The organism is Sulfitobacter sediminivivens, from assembly GCF_042611115.2.
GTDB classification, from domain to species: domain Bacteria; phylum Pseudomonadota; class Alphaproteobacteria; order Rhodobacterales; family Rhodobacteraceae; genus Sulfitobacter; species Sulfitobacter sediminivivens.
On the sequence record NZ_JBHGAR020000014.1, the window covers coordinates 35,647 to 50,560 of the forward strand.

The following is a 14,914-nucleotide window of genomic DNA, read 5'->3' on the forward strand; positions in this document are numbered from 1 at the left end:
TCCTATTTCGACGCGCCGTACATCCAGTTCGGCAGGAAAGTCGTAATATCCGGGAAAATGATCAGGATCAGCAGCCCGATGATATAGGCCCCAATAAAGGGCAGAACGGCCACTGATATACGCTCGATCGAGATGCCGGAAATGCGCGCGGCCACCGTCAGATTTGCGCCCAGAGGGGGTGTCAGGAAGCCGATCTCGCAGGTGATCACCGTAAAGATACCAAACATGACAGGATCAACACCCAACGATGTCGCCAAGGGCAGGAACACAGCCGTGAAAAGCACGATCTGCGCCAGCGATTCCATGAATGTGCCGATGAAGATGTAGAAGACCCCGATCAGCAACAGCACCAGCACCCGGTTGTCTGTGATTGAGGTGATGCCGGTCTGCACGGCGGTGGGAATATCGTAGAATGCGGTCAACTGACCAAAGGCGAGCGTCGGTGAAATCAGGATCAGGATACCGGTCAGCAAAGCCGTAAAGCGCAACGCCTCCATCAGCTTTCTGACGGTGAGTTCGCGGTAGATGAACACCCCCACAAACAACGCGTAAAACACGGCCACCCCTGCGGCCTCTGTCGGCGTAAACGCCCCACCGTAGATGCCACCCAGAATCAGCACAGGTGCCCCCATCGACCATTTCCCGTCCCAGGCCGCCTTGCCAAACGGCCCCCAGGAAAACGGATCACCGTCGCCGCCATAATTGCGGCGGCGCGCAATGATGTAGGTGGTGATCATCAGCAGCAAGGTCACAATTAGCCCCGGCACGATCCCCGCCAGAAACAGCCGCGGGATCGAAGTTTCAGAAACAAGTCCGTAGATGATCATCAAGTTTGAAGGGGGGATGAGACTGCCCAGAGCCCCGGCGCTAGCGGTAATCGAGGCGGCAAACGGCACGTCATAGCCGTCCTTCTTCATCGCCGGTACCGTGACGGACCCGATCGCGGCAGTGGTGGCAGGACCAGAACCAGAGAGCGCTGCAAAAAGCATGCAGGCAAAAACCGTCACCAACCCCATCGAGCCGCGGTAGGCCCCCACCAGACTGGTGGCAATCCCGATCATGCGCGTGGCCATGCCCCCTACTTCCATCAATCGCCCCGCCAGCACAAACAGCGGAATGGTGAGCAATGGAAATGGTGTCAGGCTGGAATACCCGGTCTGGGCCAGCAGCGTATAGGGGATGTCGATCAGGTAAAGCGCCAGCACCGTGGTCAATCCAACAGAGGCAAAAAGAGGCACACCGATGATCGTCAGTATGATAAACGCCAGCGCGATCATCAAAAGCGGGCTCATATCATGTGCTCCTGATCCTGCGTCGTATCGCCCCATTCTTCATCAAGCATGCCCGGCAGCCCGTCCCGGCCATCTTTGTACCAGTCCACATAAAGCAGGATCAGACGGATCAGCATCAATGCATAACCGATCACAAGGATGGACTGCGGATAAAACTGATTGATCCCCAGACTGGGGCTGGTTGAGGAAAATTTCCAGGCGACAGCCAGATAATCGACGCCGACTTTGATCATGAACACACAGAAAAACGCCCACAGGAAATCAGACACGAAGATGACCCATCGACCAAGACCCATTGGCAGCGATTTCACGCCCACAAGGATGCGGATGTGAAACCGTTCCTTCACACAAAATGCGGCCCCCATATAGACCGCCCAGACCATGGCCATAGACGCCACTTCTTCGGACCAATGCAGGGCGATGCCAAACACATACCGGGCAACGACCTGCGCAAAGACACAGATTGCGATGATCGCGATACAGGTGCAGGAAATCACCTCTTCGAAGTGTCGGCCGAGCAGTTTCAGGGAGCGCATGCTGTCACCTTGCCTGTGGGGAAATTTGCGGCGATGGGCAGGGCACCTCAACGATGCCCTGCCAAAAGGTCCCGCTTACTTGGCTGCCTCTTGTATTTTGGCAACCAGATCAACGAATTCAGCGCCACGCTTTTCGGCAAATTCGATCTGCAGCCCCTGAGAGACCCGGATAAAGTCAGCCTTGTCAGGGGTGGTCATCGCCATGCCGCCCTCGGTGCTGAGCCATGTGCGGATTTCGTCCGTTTCATTCTGAACCTGCACACGCAGCTCTTTGCCCGCAGCATCCGCCGCCTCAAGCACCATCGCGCGGTGTTCGTCACTAAGCCGCTTCATAAACGCGTCAGAAGCAAACAGCGGGGCCATGGAAACAAAATGTTCGAGAATGACCAGATGGGGCTCAAACTCATAAAACTTCATATCGCGGATGAAGGACGTGCCGTTGTCGCCGCCATCCACTGTGCCGGTCTGCAAGGCTGTTGGCGTCTCGGACCACGCCAGTGGCACGGGCTGCGCGCCAAAGGCCTCGAAGGTCGCGATCATCACCTCGTTCTTGGGCACGCGAATTTTCAGACCGTCCATGTCCGCCATGGAATTGACCGGACGCACAGAGTTGTAAAAGTCACGGTAAAGTGCCGGACCAAAACTCAGCAGATGCACGCTTGTTTCGGCCTGAAGTTTGTCCTTCATCAACTGGCCAACGGGTCCATCAACCACGCGTTGGAGATGTTCGGTATCGGTAAAGATATACGGCAGAACCGTCACATCCATCAGCGGCCAGTGCGGCGATACATTGTTGGCGGTGATGAAAAACCCGTCCACAGTGCCGAGCTGCATCGCCTTAAATGCCTCGTCCTCTGACGAAATCTGGTTACAGCACCGCAGCTTGACCTCAATGGCCCCGCCTGACGCCGCTTCAAGCTTTTCTTTGAAAATGTTGCCAAAGCGGCCATAGATTGACGCCTCAGGCGCGCCAAACCCAAGGTTCATCGTGACGTCTGCCGCCAACGCGGGCAGCGCAGAGACAGTCAACCCGACAGATAGCGCCGCAGAAGAGACCAATTTGAATAGGTGTCGCTTGTTCATTGTAATTTCCCTTTGTTGCGAGTGGGCACCGTTTCGGTCGGTGCTATTGCAGAGCAAAGCTTTAGTCGGCGTGTCACAATTCGCAGCTACATCACGTCCGGCCCTTGGCAGCTCCCCCTAGAATCTGACGCTAGAGCAAGGCTTCACATACACAAAATGCTTTTTCTGGTCCGCAAAGAGCTATTTAATGTGTCAATTGGGCAGAAGCTGCAAATGGGCGTACCCGCCCTCCTCTGCCAGCCTCTTGCTGGTTGCGATGACCGCCTGAACAACAACTGATTTCTCCAACTGCGGCGCATAGGCCACGCCGAAGGTCGGACTTTGCGCGTTGTCGGCAATTGGGATGGCCAGATATCCCTGTCGCGGGTCGCGGTCACCCGGGCCGCAGATGTTCAGGATCGCATGACCAAACTGGGCCGCGACCAATCCGCGAATGACCGCACCGGACTTGGTACTGTGCACCACGTTGGGCTCTTTGCCGTGGCTTTGGAAAAGGCTGTAAAAGTACCCTCTGGTTCGCGGCATATCGAGGGCAATCATCTTTACACCTTCAAGATCATCAATGGTGATCGCGGTCTTGCCCGCCAGCGGTGAATTTTCCGGAACCAGGGCCCATGGCGGTGCCTCAAAAAGTGAAACAAAGCGATGCTCAGGCAATACTTCCTGCTTGTAAGTCAGGGCAACATCGACGGCCCCTGTCTGCAACAAGGTTGATATCTGGGCCATGTCTCCTTCCAGCACATCAATGCGAATTTCCGGATATTCGTCAGCGATGCGCCGCAGCAAGGGGGGCAGAACATAAGGGGCGGTTGGCTCAAAACAGGCAAGCCGCAACGTACCCGTCGGATTCCCATTCAGCGACATCAGATCCGATTGAAAAATGCGGGCCTGTTCCAGAAACGCGGCAATACGTGCGCCGACTTCCTTGCCGTTCTGCGTCACCAAAATCCCTTTGGCGGGAATGCGGCGAAACAATTCCACACCTATCGTCTGTTCGATCTGATCCACCGCCGCCGTGATCGACGATTGCGAGATGTTCATTTCCTTTGCGGCGCGGGCAATCGAGGCATTGCGCAGCGCTGCATCGAAATAGAGCAGTTGCTTGAGCGTAAAGTTCATCCGCTTCCCCCATTTTTTGATGCTTTAAGGGACAGTAAATCTATTATTCCAAAGAATGAAGCTGCGCTAAGACTGTTGAGATCAGTGGAGAATGACATGGCAGACATAACGGTTTACAGTGCGGAAAAGATTGTCACCATGGACCCAAGCCTGCCCGAAGCGACACATGTCGCCGTGCGCGAAGGAAAGATACTCGCCGTGGGCGGTGCAAACTGCGCGGATCAATGGGGGGTTGTCCGCCACGATGACCAACTGGCTGGTACCATATTGATGCCGGGCTTTGTCGAAGGTCATGCGCATATGATGGCGGGCAAGATGTGGGACTTTGCCTATGCTGGATACCACGACCGTATTGACCCTAAGGGTGTTCTTCACCACGGCATGACGACCATCGACGCAGTGATGGCGCGCCTTGGTGAATATGTCCGCAGGTTGCCGCCCAGCCAACCTTTGATCGCTTGGGGGTTTGACCCGATTTTCCTGCCCGGCGAGCGCCTGAACCGATCGCATCTGGATAGCGTGGCAACAGATCGCCCCGTCGTGGTGCTGTTTTCAAACTTTCATCTTATGTGCGTGAATTCCGCAGCCCTTACACTGGCAGAATACCGACGTGATACCGACGCAGAAGGTGTGGTGAAAGACCCCGACGCAGAGCCAACAGGCGAACTGCAGGAAATGGCGGCGATGTTTCCGGTGATGCGCCGGGTCGGGCTTGATTTTCGCACCCTGTCGCAGGGGGAGGATGCCATCCGTTCCTATGCCGCAGTGTGCCGCCGTGCCGGCGTGACAACCGTGACAGATCTTTATTCAGGCATGGAGGATGAAGACCTTGAAACCATGCTGCGTGTCACCAATGACCCCGGTCTGGGGCTGCGAATTGTACCGGCTCTGGGGGCAACCGGCGGCTTGCCCGATGATATCGCAAAACGCGCCCTCAGCCTCAAATCCAGATCAACCGACAAGCTGCGTCTGGGGGCGGTAAAAATCATGACAGACGGATCGATTCAAGGGTGGACAGCGCGGGTGAAATGGCCGGGTTACGTTGGTGGCCAACCCAACGGCATATGGAACACGGCCCCGGCTGAGATCTTCAGACTCTGCGAGGTGATGCAGCGCGAAGGCGTGCAGATGCACATCCATGTAAATGGTGACGAAGCCGCCGAAGTGGCCCTCGACGCACTTGAAGCAGCAGGCCGAAAACACCCCTGGCCCGGCGCGCGCCATGTCTTGCAACACTGCCAGATGATGGGCCAAGACATGTTCAGACGGGCCGCAGAACTGGGTGCATGTACAAACATCTTCTCAAATCACCTGTGGTATTTCGGCGATCAGCACAGCGCGCTCACGCTGGGCAAGGCGCGCGCCCATCGGATGAACGCGGCCCGCACGGCGTTGGATGAAGGCGCACGAGTTGCCATCCACTCGGATGCGCCTGTCACGCCGATGTCGCCCCTTTTCACCGCATGGTGTGCGGTCAATCGCCAGACCATGACTGGCGAAATCCTTGGAATCAAAGAAAAAATCACCGTGGCAGAGGCGTTGCATCTGATCACGATGGGGGCCGCCTATACCCTCAAGCTCGATTCCGAAATCGGCAGTATCACACCGGGAAAATGTGCTGACTTTGCTATTCTGGGCGAGGACCCAACGCAAGCGGAACCCGATACGCTCAAAGACGTGGAAGTCCTTGGTACAGTTTCGGGCGGTCACGTTCTGCTGCTATGACCCCGCTGCCACTCACAGTGATCAGCGGGTATCTTGGCGCGGGAAAAACGACGTTGATCAATCGTTTGCTGACCGAAGATCATCGCCTGAAATTTCTCATTATGGTCAATGATTTCGGTGCCGTGAACATTGATAAGGCACTGATCAGCGTGCAGGACAAGGATGTGATCGCGCTGACCAATGGGTGTGTGTGTTGCACGATGGGTGCCGATCTTTTCATGGCGCTTGGGGATGCGCTGGACCGCAGGCCGCGGCCCGATCATGTGATCATCGAGGCCAGTGGCATAGCCGACCCGCTGGCCATCGCCAATACCGCCATTGCAGAACCTGAATTGCGCTATGCCGGGATCATCACTTTGGTCGATGCGGACAACATCACCGAATTGCTGAACGACCCGCTGATTGCGCCGCAAGTGCAGGGTCAAATCCGTGCGGGTGATGTGGTGCTGCTGACCAAATCGGAACACAAACATCCTGCCGTGACGCATCTGTTTGCCGGTCTTGGATTGCCGGAACCAGCCACATTGGGAGATTGGCCAATATCAGGTCTGCTGTCAGGTCTGGTACCAAAGACGCGACTGCGCCCCAGCGAAACACATGGCGCATATACCACTTGGCATCATGAAACCGACGTGGTTCTTGACCATGATGCGCTTGTTCATTCCCTCAAAAACCGACCCCGCCACCTCTTTCGTCTTAAAGGTTTTGCGCAGACCAGCCTCGGCAATTTCGAAGTCCACGTCGTGGGCAAGAATATGGAGATCAGACGCCTGGACACCCCGCACAAAACCATTCTCGTTGGTCTCGGGCTGGCGGCGCTGATCAGCCTGCCGGAAATTCAAGAATGGTGGGACCGGTAAAGGGGTCAGAACAGGAATTGATCAGCCACTGCTCTGCCCTCAATTGTCCGGCATCTGGCCGTGCTCAACGACAGTGACGCGGCCGGGTGCAAGCACCTGCAATTGAATTTTGGCAGTTGTGGCACTGTCGTTCTACATGGGTCAGGCCTGCGGATGGCATCGCGTTTTACGACGCACTGTCGCGGACGATCCTGCCATCCTCAAGCGTCACAATCCTGTCGGCCATTTCCAGAATGCGATTGTCATGTGTAACCATCACTGTGGTGGTACCGCGTGTCTCGCCCAGTCTTTTCAGCATCGTCACCACCGTCAGGCCACTTCCGCTATCCAATGCTGCGGTGGGTTCGTCCGCAAAGATCACATCCGGGTTCCCGACCAAGGCACGCGCAACTGCGACACGTTGTTTCTGTCCGCCTGACAGGTTCGCTGGCAAATAATCCATTCGATCCGCCAATCCGACAAGCCGCAGCGCATGACGGGCCGCATCTTGTTGCGCCTGACGGTTGGGCAGGCCGTGCACTTGCAGACCCATCAGCACATTCTGCAGCGCGGTCAGGCTGCCGTGCAGATTGTGGGCCTGGAAAATAAAGCCAAGCCTGCGCCGCAGGCTTTCGTTCAGGGCCCGCCCGGCCCCGTTCAGTTCATGGCCCAGAAGGTTGACGGAGCCATCCTGCACATCACGCAGACACCCCATCAGGGTCAGCACAGTTGTCTTGCCGGACCCGGATGGCCCCATCAGAACTGTCAGGCTCCCGCGTTTCACAATGAGGTTGATGTCAAAGAGGGCCTGCTTGCGGGCTTCGCCCGTGCCAAACCAGTGGTTCAGGCCGGTGACAACAATTGGGGTATCTTCCGTCATCACCCCCCCTTCAGAACAGATCAGCAGGATCAGCAGAGGCCAGCCGCCGGGTGGCGATCGCGCCTGATATCGTACAGGCGACCAATGTGCCGATGAACACCATGACCGCCATCTGCGCCGTCATGGCCAGTGGCAGGTTTGTCACCGCCTTCATACCCGCCAGCAATCCGCTGGCAACGATGAACCCCGGTATGAAGCCCAGAACTGCAAGGATCAGCGCCTCTTCCAGCACAATGCCAAGAAAGAACTGCTGGGGGTATCCCATGGCCTTGAACGTGGCATATTCACTCAGGTGATCGGCCACATCCGTCGACAGCACCTGATAGACAATCACGATGCCAACCAATATCCCGATGAGAACACCAAAGCCAAAGATGATCCCGGTTGGGCGCTCCGTCTGCTGATACCTTTGATCTTCGACAGCAGCCTGCGCAAAACTGCGAATGCGCAAGGATTTGTCCGAGATCAGGGCACGCAATCGGCTCGCAACGATATCAGGGTCAGCGCCGGGCGCGATCTGCAAAAAGATATGGTTGGGTGCGGCGGAACTTCGCGCTGGAAACAGACTGAGCAATGTCTGGTCCGAAACCACCATATAACCGTCAACACCAAACCCACCGCCGCCTTGAAACGTGTCGTAAAGCGTCAATGTGGTATTCTTTGCCTCGAACGTGACCGGCGATTGCGGGCGGATTGCGGCGGCTTCTTCGCGGGGTAAGCCCCGGCTGAGCCGATCAAGGATTCCGGCGTTCTGCAACTGCAATGACGCTATCTTGCGTGCGATTGAAGGTGACAGGAATTGCGGCAGTGACGGGTCAATTCCATAGGTGGTCAGCGCCAGAGAAATATCCGGGCGCGCCCATTCGACCACACCGATGAAAAGACCGGTGCCCGCAGTCACATCGGCGTCACCCAACGCCTGAAACAGCCATTGCCGCGCGACGTTGCCGCCTTCTGTCATTGAGTTTGCATCTGAGGCCGAGATCATGATGTCGGCCTGAAAGAAACCATAGGGTTTCAGCGTTGCAGTGGCCATCGAGTTCATGATGCCCAGTTGCACAAAGACCAGCACATTGGCAAAGGCGACCCCCGCCAGAGCAGCGGCAAAGCGGGGCCGACTGTGCGTCAGTTGTAACCAGCCAATCGGGAGACGCCCAAACAGCCATTGCAGCAATCGGCTCATTTCGTGGCCCGGGGTGTGGCGGGTGTGGACGTATCGATGCGTGCGATCACTTCGAGGTTGGTAAAACGGGCCGCGATGGCGGACGATTTGGCGTCCAGTTCGACCATGGCTGTGATCACACGGGCATCGGTGTTGGCCGCGGTATCATCCGACACCAATCCCTGACGGCCAACGGTCAGACCAATAGAGTGTACCCGACCCTGCAGGGTCTGCCCGATGGCTGCCGCCACCAGCTCAACTGGTTGGCCAATCGCGACTGACACGATGCGATCCTGATAGACTTCAACTTCGGCCATCATCTGATCCGTATCGCCCATCAGCATGATGCCATCTGCGGGGGGGCGTTCCCCTGCGCGTACGTTGACATCCAGCACCACCCCGGCGACCGGTGCCAAAACAGCCGCTCGGCTCAGGTCGCGGCGGGCACGGCCCAAGTCAGCCTCTGCTGCATCAAGGTTGCGGGCCGCAACGATCACATCTGGCTGGATATCCACGTCTGTGGCTGTAAACCGCGACAGGGTCGCCTTTGCCTTTACCACGGCGAAAGCCGCCTGCCGATCTGCCGCCGCAACCGCGTCAAGCCCTGCCTTTGTGGTGACGCCCCGTTGGAACAGCTCTTTGGCGCGCGCGTATTCTGCCGCAGCCTCGACAGCGACAGATTGAGCCTGCTCCAGACTCGCCTGTGCCTCATCGCGGGAATTCTGTACCGTCGCCCGCGTCTGCGCCAGCGCGGCTTGGCGAACCGCGACATTGGCCTCGGCCAGCAATACGGCACTTTGCAACTGGCCTTCATTGTCCAGCCGCGCCACAATGCTGCCCTTTTCAACCCGGTCACCTGTCGCGACAAGGATCTCGGCAATCCGTGCATCACCGGCACCGTAAGGCGGTGCAACGATAGACACGTCCCCGCGCGGCATCAGACGTGCCAGACCAACGACATCGGTCACCTGCATGGTTTCCACCATTTCCGGCGGCAATTCGATGTCGGGCGGCAGGGCAATTGGCGTTGCGGAGCCGCCGCCGGGCTGCAATCCTGTAAGGGCATAGAATTTCTGCAGGGCGGGAGGTTGAAAATACATCCCGATCACCGCACCACTGAACATGAAGAACGGAATCAGAAGCACCAGCAGATACCGTTTCTGAAGCCGGAACCAACGGTTCTTTGCGGTCGCAGATGAAGCAGCATCGCGTCCAACCAATTCCAACGGAAGATCAGGGTCTTTCGATATCGTCATGGGGTCCTCGGGTCAGGGGTGCATGCACGTCTCCGTCCTACACCTATTCCCTTCGAACCTGACGTTAAAGGAGTGCATCGCACAAACCCAAATCCTGCACATCTGTCGCTGGACTTTTTCCGCGCTCATTATCCTCTGAAATCTGGATCAGCTTGGGAATGCTGATCGATAGAGGAACGCTATGACAGGACCATGTCTGGCTTGCCGCGCAAATGGGTTCAAACAATGCGGTTAACAGACGAGGCCGGTTCTTTCGGGTGATCTTATTTCCACCCTATCAAATTCACCACCTTGCACCGTCGCTGGTTCCTAGGGGATCAGGACATTTCCACGCTCAAATCTGGCGGCATCCATGCTCAGATCGTCATAGACAATCTGAATATCAATTGTACGGACAGACCCAGATTTCAGCGTCAGATAGGGCAAACCGTCCTCTTCGAGAATGGCACCGGGGGTGGTGTATTTCATATGGCATTCCGGCAACGGCCAATTCTGCATCGGCTCATCGTTCACAGAAATCGCCATCGCGTGCAGGCCGCAACGCCAGCTCCAAAGGTGCGTCACATAAAGCAGGTCCTGACCGTTGAATTCGCGCACCGCAACCCAATTGCCTTTGGTGGCATTCAGGATCGGTTTGACTTCGGCTGCGGTAGTGAATTTCCCGGTCGGTGTTTGCGGTTCCGCGACCAGTCCGGCGGGGACCACTGCCATGTTCATACCGGGGGCTGCCGCGTTTGGCGGGGCTGGTATTGCCTGAGGCACAGGGGCCTGGGCGGTAGCCGTGGCAGGAACCCCTTCCAACAAGACACCCTCGCCGATAACGGTGCCGGACCCCAGATCAACTTTGGCCGACGGCGTGGCGGGTGCAGGTGCCAGAGTTGCCAGTGTATCACCAATCGGGGCTGTTGGAGCCGCCTCGGCGGGTGCTGTTTCGGTTGCAGTTGTTGATGGAGTGAGAGGCTGAACAATCGCGGGGGGCGTTGCTTGGGTCTGCGCGGTCGCGGCATCGCCGGTCCCTGCCCCATCCGCAGAATTGATACCGGCGGCCATCATTGCGAGAAAGAAATCAATCATTTTACTTGCCCTTGTCTGCCGGCGTAAATTGCTGCCTTTTGCGCTACCGCATCTGGCCCTATAGTGATCGCAAAAGACCAAAGGGCACCAATCGAGTATGGCACGCAAACCTCGCGCTTCGCAAACATTCAACATCGTTGTTGTCGGTCAGCACGGGCGGCTCTCGTATGAGGCGTTGTTGTTTGCAGCATCGCTGCGCCACACAAACCCCGATTTCAAAGGCCGGCTGTTGATCGCGGAACCGCAGGCAGGGCCGCTTTGGAACAATGATCCCAGCATCAGGGACCCGGAAGTACGGGCCGCCTATGACTTCCTCGGTGCTGAGGTTATTCCCTTTGAAAACAAGTATTTCGGCAGCGCATACCCCTATGGCAACAAGATCGAAATGCTTCAGGCCCTGCCAAAGGGCGAACCTTTTGTCTTCTTTGATACAGACACCCTCATCACTGGTGATCTGGCTGAGTTACCTTTTGATTTCAATCGTCCGACCGCGTCGCTTCGGCGTGAAAACACCTGGCCGATACCGCAGCTCTATGGACCGGGCTACTCTGGGCTTTGGAAATCGCTATACGATAAATTTGGGCTGGACTTTGAAAGCAGCCTCGACCTGAGCCAGCCAGATGAATACTGGCGGCGCTATCTCTATTTCAATGCGGGGTTCTTCTTTTACCGCTGTCCGCATGAATTTGGTGAAAAGTTCCTCGAGTACGCGCTGGCTATCCAAGACACGCCACCGGTCGAGTTGTGTTGTCAGAGCTTTGATCCCTGGCTTGATCAGGTGGCTTTGCCGCTTGTGATCCATGCGCTTGGTGGCGGCCGCGATACCTTGCCAGACGGTCTGATTGATGGATCAATATCGTGCCACTACCGCTTTTTGCCGCTGCTTTACGCGCGTGAAAGTGATCTGGCCGTACAGGTGTTGGAGACAGTTGCAGCGCCCAACAAGTTGAAAAAAGTGCTTAAAGGCCATGAAGCTATCAAGCGCATGGTGTTTCAGGGGCGTGGTGCTAAAGTGCGCGCGCTCTTTGATCAAGACAACCTGCCCCGAAAGGAGCAGGCCATTCGCAACCGCATCAAATCCGAAGGATTCTGGATGCGCTAAGCGGCGTCCCGTTTAAGCGGCGGCACTTTCAAGTTCCGGCTTTTCCAGCAGCGTATAGGTTGTGATCAGGGCATCCTGAACCTGCGCGCGGGCGATCTTGCCCTTTTCGTTACGCTTGCTGCGTGCGCCTACTGCCTTTTTGATCAGACGACCCATCTGCTGATTGAGCGACACTCGGGCACGCACCGCAACACGGTTTTTTGAGATCGCCTTTTCGCCGATAGCAAGTGCATATTGGGCTGCAAATTCAGGGTCTTCTGCAGCTTCTTTTATCACATTCAAAATGAAATGCTCGTCAAACTTTCCCGCGGCATCCATTTCGCCGGCAATCGTGACGGCATGGCCAATCACATAGCGCTTTGCAGTCAGACGAAGCGCCAGCGGGTCATTTTTTGGCGCGGTGGAGATCACATGGTCCTCGACCAGTTTTTGCATGTAATGCGTCACATTCATGCCCGCCGCTTTGGCCTGGGCGTCGATAAACCGACGAACTGGCAATTCCAGCGTAAAGGTCACGTTGGTGGCTTTGGCCACATTTTCGATCCGTTTTGCACGGCGCTGCGCCTGTTCGCTGGTTGTAACTTTCTTGCCTACCTGAGTTTTTTCTTGTTTGCCCATTTTCGGGTCTCCTGCTGATAACATACATTGCATGTATGCTAATTCAGATCGTCGGTCAACATACATTATATGTATGCTATGACTTTTGTTTGGCCAAGACGCACCACCCACAAACTCTGTTGAGAGTGTAACGGTTTGCGCCTAAACCTCTTCGGGACAATCCTTGAGGAGGACACCAGATGACCAACGAAACCGACTATGGCTTTGACACGCTGCAAATTCACGCGGGCGCGCGGCCCGATCCGGCAACTGGCGCACGGCAAACACCAATTTACCAAACCACGGCTTATGTGTTTCGCGACGCCGATCACGCGGCTGCATTGTTTAATCTGCAAGAAGTTGGTTTCATCTATTCGCGTCTGACCAACCCCACCGTGGCCGTTTTGCAAGAACGCATCGCCACGCTCGAAGGGGGTGTCGGCGCGGTGTGTTGTTCTTCCGGCCATGCCGCCCAGATTATGGCGCTTTTCCCGTTGATGGGTCCGGGCAAGAACATCATCGCCTCAACCCGTCTTTATGGGGGCACGGTCACGCAGTTCAGCCATACGATCAAACGGTTCGGCTGGAGCTGCACGTTTGTCGACTTTGATGATCTTGATGCAGTGAAAGCGGCAATTAATGATGACACCCGCGCGATTTTTGGCGAAGCGATTGCCAACCCCGGCGGGTATATTATGGACGTGCGCGCCATCGCCGATATTGCGGACGAGGCTGGTATTCCCTTGATCGTTGACAACACAACAGCCACGCCATTCTTGTGCCGTCCCATTGATCTGGGGGCCACGCTGGTGGTGCATTCGACAACAAAATATCTGACTGGTAATGGGACCGTCACAGGTGGTTGTGTTGTGGATTCAGGCAAATTTGACTGGTCCGCGAATGACAAGTTCCCATCGCTCAGCCAACCCGAGCCTGCCTACCATGGCCTGAAGTTCCACGAGACCTTTGGCAATCTGGCCTATACCTTTCACGGCATCGCCATCGGCCTGCGTGATCTGGGCATGACCATGAACCCGCAAGCCGCGCATTATACGTTGATGGGCACAGAAACCCTGTCTTTGCGGATGGAACGCCATGTTGAGAATGCTGAAAAAATCGCTGCGTGGCTCGAAAAGGATGAGCGCGTCGATTTCGTGACCTATGCGGGGCTCAAATCATCCCCCTATTTTGAACGTGTCGCCAAAGTATGCCCGCGCGGTGCTGGCGGTCTGTTCACGTTTGCGGTCAAAGGCGGCTATGACGCCTGCGTGAAACTGGTCAATGCGCTTGAGATTTTCAGCCATGTGGCCAACTTGGGCGATACGCGGTCACTGATCATTCACTCGGCCTCAACCACGCACCGGCAATTGTCAGCCGAACAACAAGAGGCGGCAGGCGCAGGTCCGGGCGTTGTGCGGGTTTCCATCGGGACCGAAGATGCAGATGACCTGATTGCCGATCTTGATCAGGCGCTGAGCAAAGCCACAAGCTGATCCTGACGCCCTCCACCGCAGCGCGCGGTGGGGGGGGGCTGCATCTGCAATCAGTTACCGGGTGTGATGGCAAAAACCATCGTCACCTGCGCCTGAATATCAATCTCACCACTTGCAATCGCATCATTCATCCCGGATCGCATGGCCGCCATTTCCATGGCCATCGGCGGCGCGCCACGACTGTTTTCTGTCATCCGAAGGACGGTGCCGAGGGTCACCGATGCAGCCTCCGCCAATTGCCCCGCGCGCTCAACCGCATCAGCAACCGCGACTTTCCGGGCCACCGCCATTGCGGGTGCGGGGTTTTGCAGCCCAAAGCTTAAACCGTTGAAATCGTTCGCCCCAATGTCGATCACAGCATCCAGCATCTCGCCCAGCGCTTTCAGGTCGCGCACTGTCACTGTCACCGAATTACCTGCCTCATACCCGGTGACCCTTGGCGCTTCGTCAGTGTTCGAGGGGCGGTTATCGTAGACGGGGTTCAGATAAAAGCGGCTGGTCTGACGGTCTTTCTCGGCCACACCCAATGCGTCCAGTTCATCCAAAATCGCGCTCACGGATTCAGTGACTTTGCCCATGGCCTCTTTGGCGGTAATTGCATTTTCGCGCACGCCCAGTGTAATCGTGGCCATGTCGGGCACGACCGATATCGTACTCTCACCCGTTACTATGATTCCCTGTTCCGGCACCTGCGCCATCGCCAGGCCGGTGCATAAAATCCAAAGGCTGGCGGCCCATCTAAGTGTTTTCATGGCT

General features: G+C 56.5%; 14 protein-coding genes. 4 read left to right on the forward strand and 10 right to left on the reverse strand.

The window, feature by feature from the left end:
• Positions 1-2: 2 nt before the first annotated feature.
• From ACEWL3_RS14300 to ACEWL3_RS14315, 4 genes are all read right to left on the reverse strand, one after another.
• Positions 3-1,292, reverse strand: a complete 1,290-nt coding sequence (locus ACEWL3_RS14300; protein WP_386183741.1) for a TRAP transporter large permease — start codon at positions 1,290-1,292, stop codon at positions 3-5.
• A complete protein-coding gene (locus ACEWL3_RS14305; protein ID WP_386183738.1) occupies positions 1,289-1,828 on the reverse strand; it encodes a TRAP transporter small permease in 540 nt (179 codons plus the stop codon). The genes ACEWL3_RS14300 and ACEWL3_RS14305 overlap by 4 nt, the downstream gene beginning before the upstream one ends.
• Positions 1,829-1,903: 75 nt before the next feature.
• Positions 1,904-2,911, reverse strand: a complete 1,008-nt coding sequence (locus ACEWL3_RS14310) for a TRAP transporter substrate-binding protein (RefSeq protein WP_386183735.1) — start codon at positions 2,909-2,911, stop codon at positions 1,904-1,906.
• A 192-nt stretch (positions 2,912-3,103) separates the two neighbouring features.
• Positions 3,104-4,030: a LysR substrate-binding domain-containing protein gene (locus ACEWL3_RS14315; RefSeq protein WP_386183733.1), complete on the reverse strand. Its 927-nt coding sequence runs from the start codon at positions 4,028-4,030 to the stop codon at positions 3,104-3,106.
• 96 nt (positions 4,031-4,126) lie between these two features.
• Between ACEWL3_RS14315 and ACEWL3_RS14320 the strand changes: the two genes are divergently transcribed.
• Positions 4,127-5,755, forward strand: a complete 1,629-nt coding sequence (locus tag ACEWL3_RS14320) for an amidohydrolase (protein WP_386183731.1) — start codon at positions 4,127-4,129, stop codon at positions 5,753-5,755.
• Positions 5,752-6,615, forward strand: coding sequence for a CobW family GTP-binding protein (locus ACEWL3_RS14325; RefSeq protein WP_386183729.1), 864 nt, complete (start codon positions 5,752-5,754; stop codon positions 6,613-6,615). Before ACEWL3_RS14320 ends, ACEWL3_RS14325 begins: the two co-directional genes overlap by 4 nt.
• A gap of 166 nt (positions 6,616-6,781) precedes the next feature.
• Here ACEWL3_RS14325 and ACEWL3_RS14330 read toward each other — a convergent pair whose 3' ends face one another.
• The 4 genes from ACEWL3_RS14330 to ACEWL3_RS14345 form a co-directional block, all read right to left on the reverse strand.
• A complete protein-coding gene (locus ACEWL3_RS14330; RefSeq protein WP_386183726.1) occupies positions 6,782-7,474 on the reverse strand; it encodes an ATP-binding cassette domain-containing protein in 693 nt (230 codons plus the stop codon).
• A gap of 10 nt (positions 7,475-7,484) precedes the next feature.
• A complete protein-coding gene (locus tag ACEWL3_RS14335; protein ID WP_386183724.1) occupies positions 7,485-8,657 on the reverse strand; it encodes an FtsX-like permease family protein in 1,173 nt (390 codons plus the stop codon).
• Positions 8,654-9,892, reverse strand: coding sequence for an HlyD family efflux transporter periplasmic adaptor subunit (locus ACEWL3_RS14340; RefSeq protein WP_386183722.1), 1,239 nt, complete (start codon positions 9,890-9,892; stop codon positions 8,654-8,656). Before ACEWL3_RS14340 ends, ACEWL3_RS14335 begins: the two co-directional genes overlap by 4 nt.
• A 309-nt stretch (positions 9,893-10,201) precedes the next feature.
• Positions 10,202-10,966 carry a hypothetical protein gene (locus ACEWL3_RS14345; protein ID WP_386183720.1) on the reverse strand — a complete coding sequence of 255 codons (765 nt, stop codon included), beginning with the start codon at positions 10,964-10,966 and terminating at the stop codon, positions 10,202-10,204.
• Between the two features lie 97 nt (positions 10,967-11,063).
• Here ACEWL3_RS14345 and ACEWL3_RS14350 point away from each other — a divergent pair, with 97 nt between their 5' ends.
• Complete coding sequence (locus ACEWL3_RS14350) at positions 11,064-12,068, forward strand: GT-B fold glycosyltransferase domain-containing protein (RefSeq protein ID WP_386183718.1); 1,005 nt, start codon at positions 11,064-11,066, stop codon at positions 12,066-12,068.
• A 12-nt stretch (positions 12,069-12,080) separates the two neighbouring features.
• Here ACEWL3_RS14350 and ACEWL3_RS14355 read toward each other — a convergent pair whose 3' ends face one another.
• Positions 12,081-12,686 carry a hypothetical protein gene (locus ACEWL3_RS14355; RefSeq protein ID WP_386183717.1) on the reverse strand — a complete coding sequence of 202 codons (606 nt, stop codon included), beginning with the start codon at positions 12,684-12,686 and terminating at the stop codon, positions 12,081-12,083.
• Positions 12,687-12,865: 179 nt separating this feature from the next.
• On the opposite strand from ACEWL3_RS14355, the gene ACEWL3_RS14360 reads away from it, so the two are divergent.
• Positions 12,866-14,158: an O-acetylhomoserine aminocarboxypropyltransferase/cysteine synthase family protein gene (locus ACEWL3_RS14360; protein ID WP_386183714.1), complete on the forward strand. Its 1,293-nt coding sequence runs from the start codon at positions 12,866-12,868 to the stop codon at positions 14,156-14,158.
• Between the two features lie 50 nt (positions 14,159-14,208).
• On the opposite strand, the gene ACEWL3_RS14365 is transcribed toward ACEWL3_RS14360, so the two are convergent.
• Positions 14,209-14,910, reverse strand: a complete 702-nt coding sequence (locus ACEWL3_RS14365; RefSeq protein WP_386183711.1) for an SIMPL domain-containing protein — start codon at positions 14,908-14,910, stop codon at positions 14,209-14,211.
• Positions 14,911-14,914: the final 4 nt, after the last annotated feature.

Coding starts and splice junctions, on each gene's coding strand:
- ACEWL3_RS14300 (WP_386183741.1), bottom strand. CDS start 1,292: ATGAGCCCGCTTTTGATGATCGCGCTGGCGTTTATCATACTGACGATC.
- ACEWL3_RS14305 (WP_386183738.1), bottom strand. CDS start 1,828: ATGCGCTCCCTGAAACTGCTCGGCCGACACTTCGAAGAGGTGATTTCC.
- ACEWL3_RS14310 (WP_386183735.1), bottom strand. CDS start 2,911: ATGAACAAGCGACACCTATTCAAATTGGTCTCTTCTGCGGCGCTATCT.
- ACEWL3_RS14315 (WP_386183733.1), bottom strand. CDS start 4,030: ATGAACTTTACGCTCAAGCAACTGCTCTATTTCGATGCAGCGCTGCGC.
- ACEWL3_RS14320 (WP_386183731.1), top strand. CDS start 4,127: ATGGCAGACATAACGGTTTACAGTGCGGAAAAGATTGTCACCATGGAC.
- ACEWL3_RS14325 (WP_386183729.1), top strand. CDS start 5,752: ATGACCCCGCTGCCACTCACAGTGATCAGCGGGTATCTTGGCGCGGGA.
- ACEWL3_RS14330 (WP_386183726.1), bottom strand. CDS start 7,474: ATGACGGAAGATACCCCAATTGTTGTCACCGGCCTGAACCACTGGTTT.
- ACEWL3_RS14335 (WP_386183724.1), bottom strand. CDS start 8,657: ATGAGCCGATTGCTGCAATGGCTGTTTGGGCGTCTCCCGATTGGCTGG.
- ACEWL3_RS14340 (WP_386183722.1), bottom strand. CDS start 9,892: ATGACGATATCGAAAGACCCTGATCTTCCGTTGGAATTGGTTGGACGC.
- ACEWL3_RS14345 (WP_386183720.1), bottom strand. CDS start 10,966: ATGATTGATTTCTTTCTCGCAATGATGGCCGCCGGTATCAATTCTGCG.
- ACEWL3_RS14350 (WP_386183718.1), top strand. CDS start 11,064: ATGGCACGCAAACCTCGCGCTTCGCAAACATTCAACATCGTTGTTGTC.
- ACEWL3_RS14355 (WP_386183717.1), bottom strand. CDS start 12,686: ATGGGCAAACAAGAAAAAACTCAGGTAGGCAAGAAAGTTACAACCAGC.
- ACEWL3_RS14360 (WP_386183714.1), top strand. CDS start 12,866: ATGACCAACGAAACCGACTATGGCTTTGACACGCTGCAAATTCACGCG.
- ACEWL3_RS14365 (WP_386183711.1), bottom strand. CDS start 14,910: ATGAAAACACTTAGATGGGCCGCCAGCCTTTGGATTTTATGCACCGGC.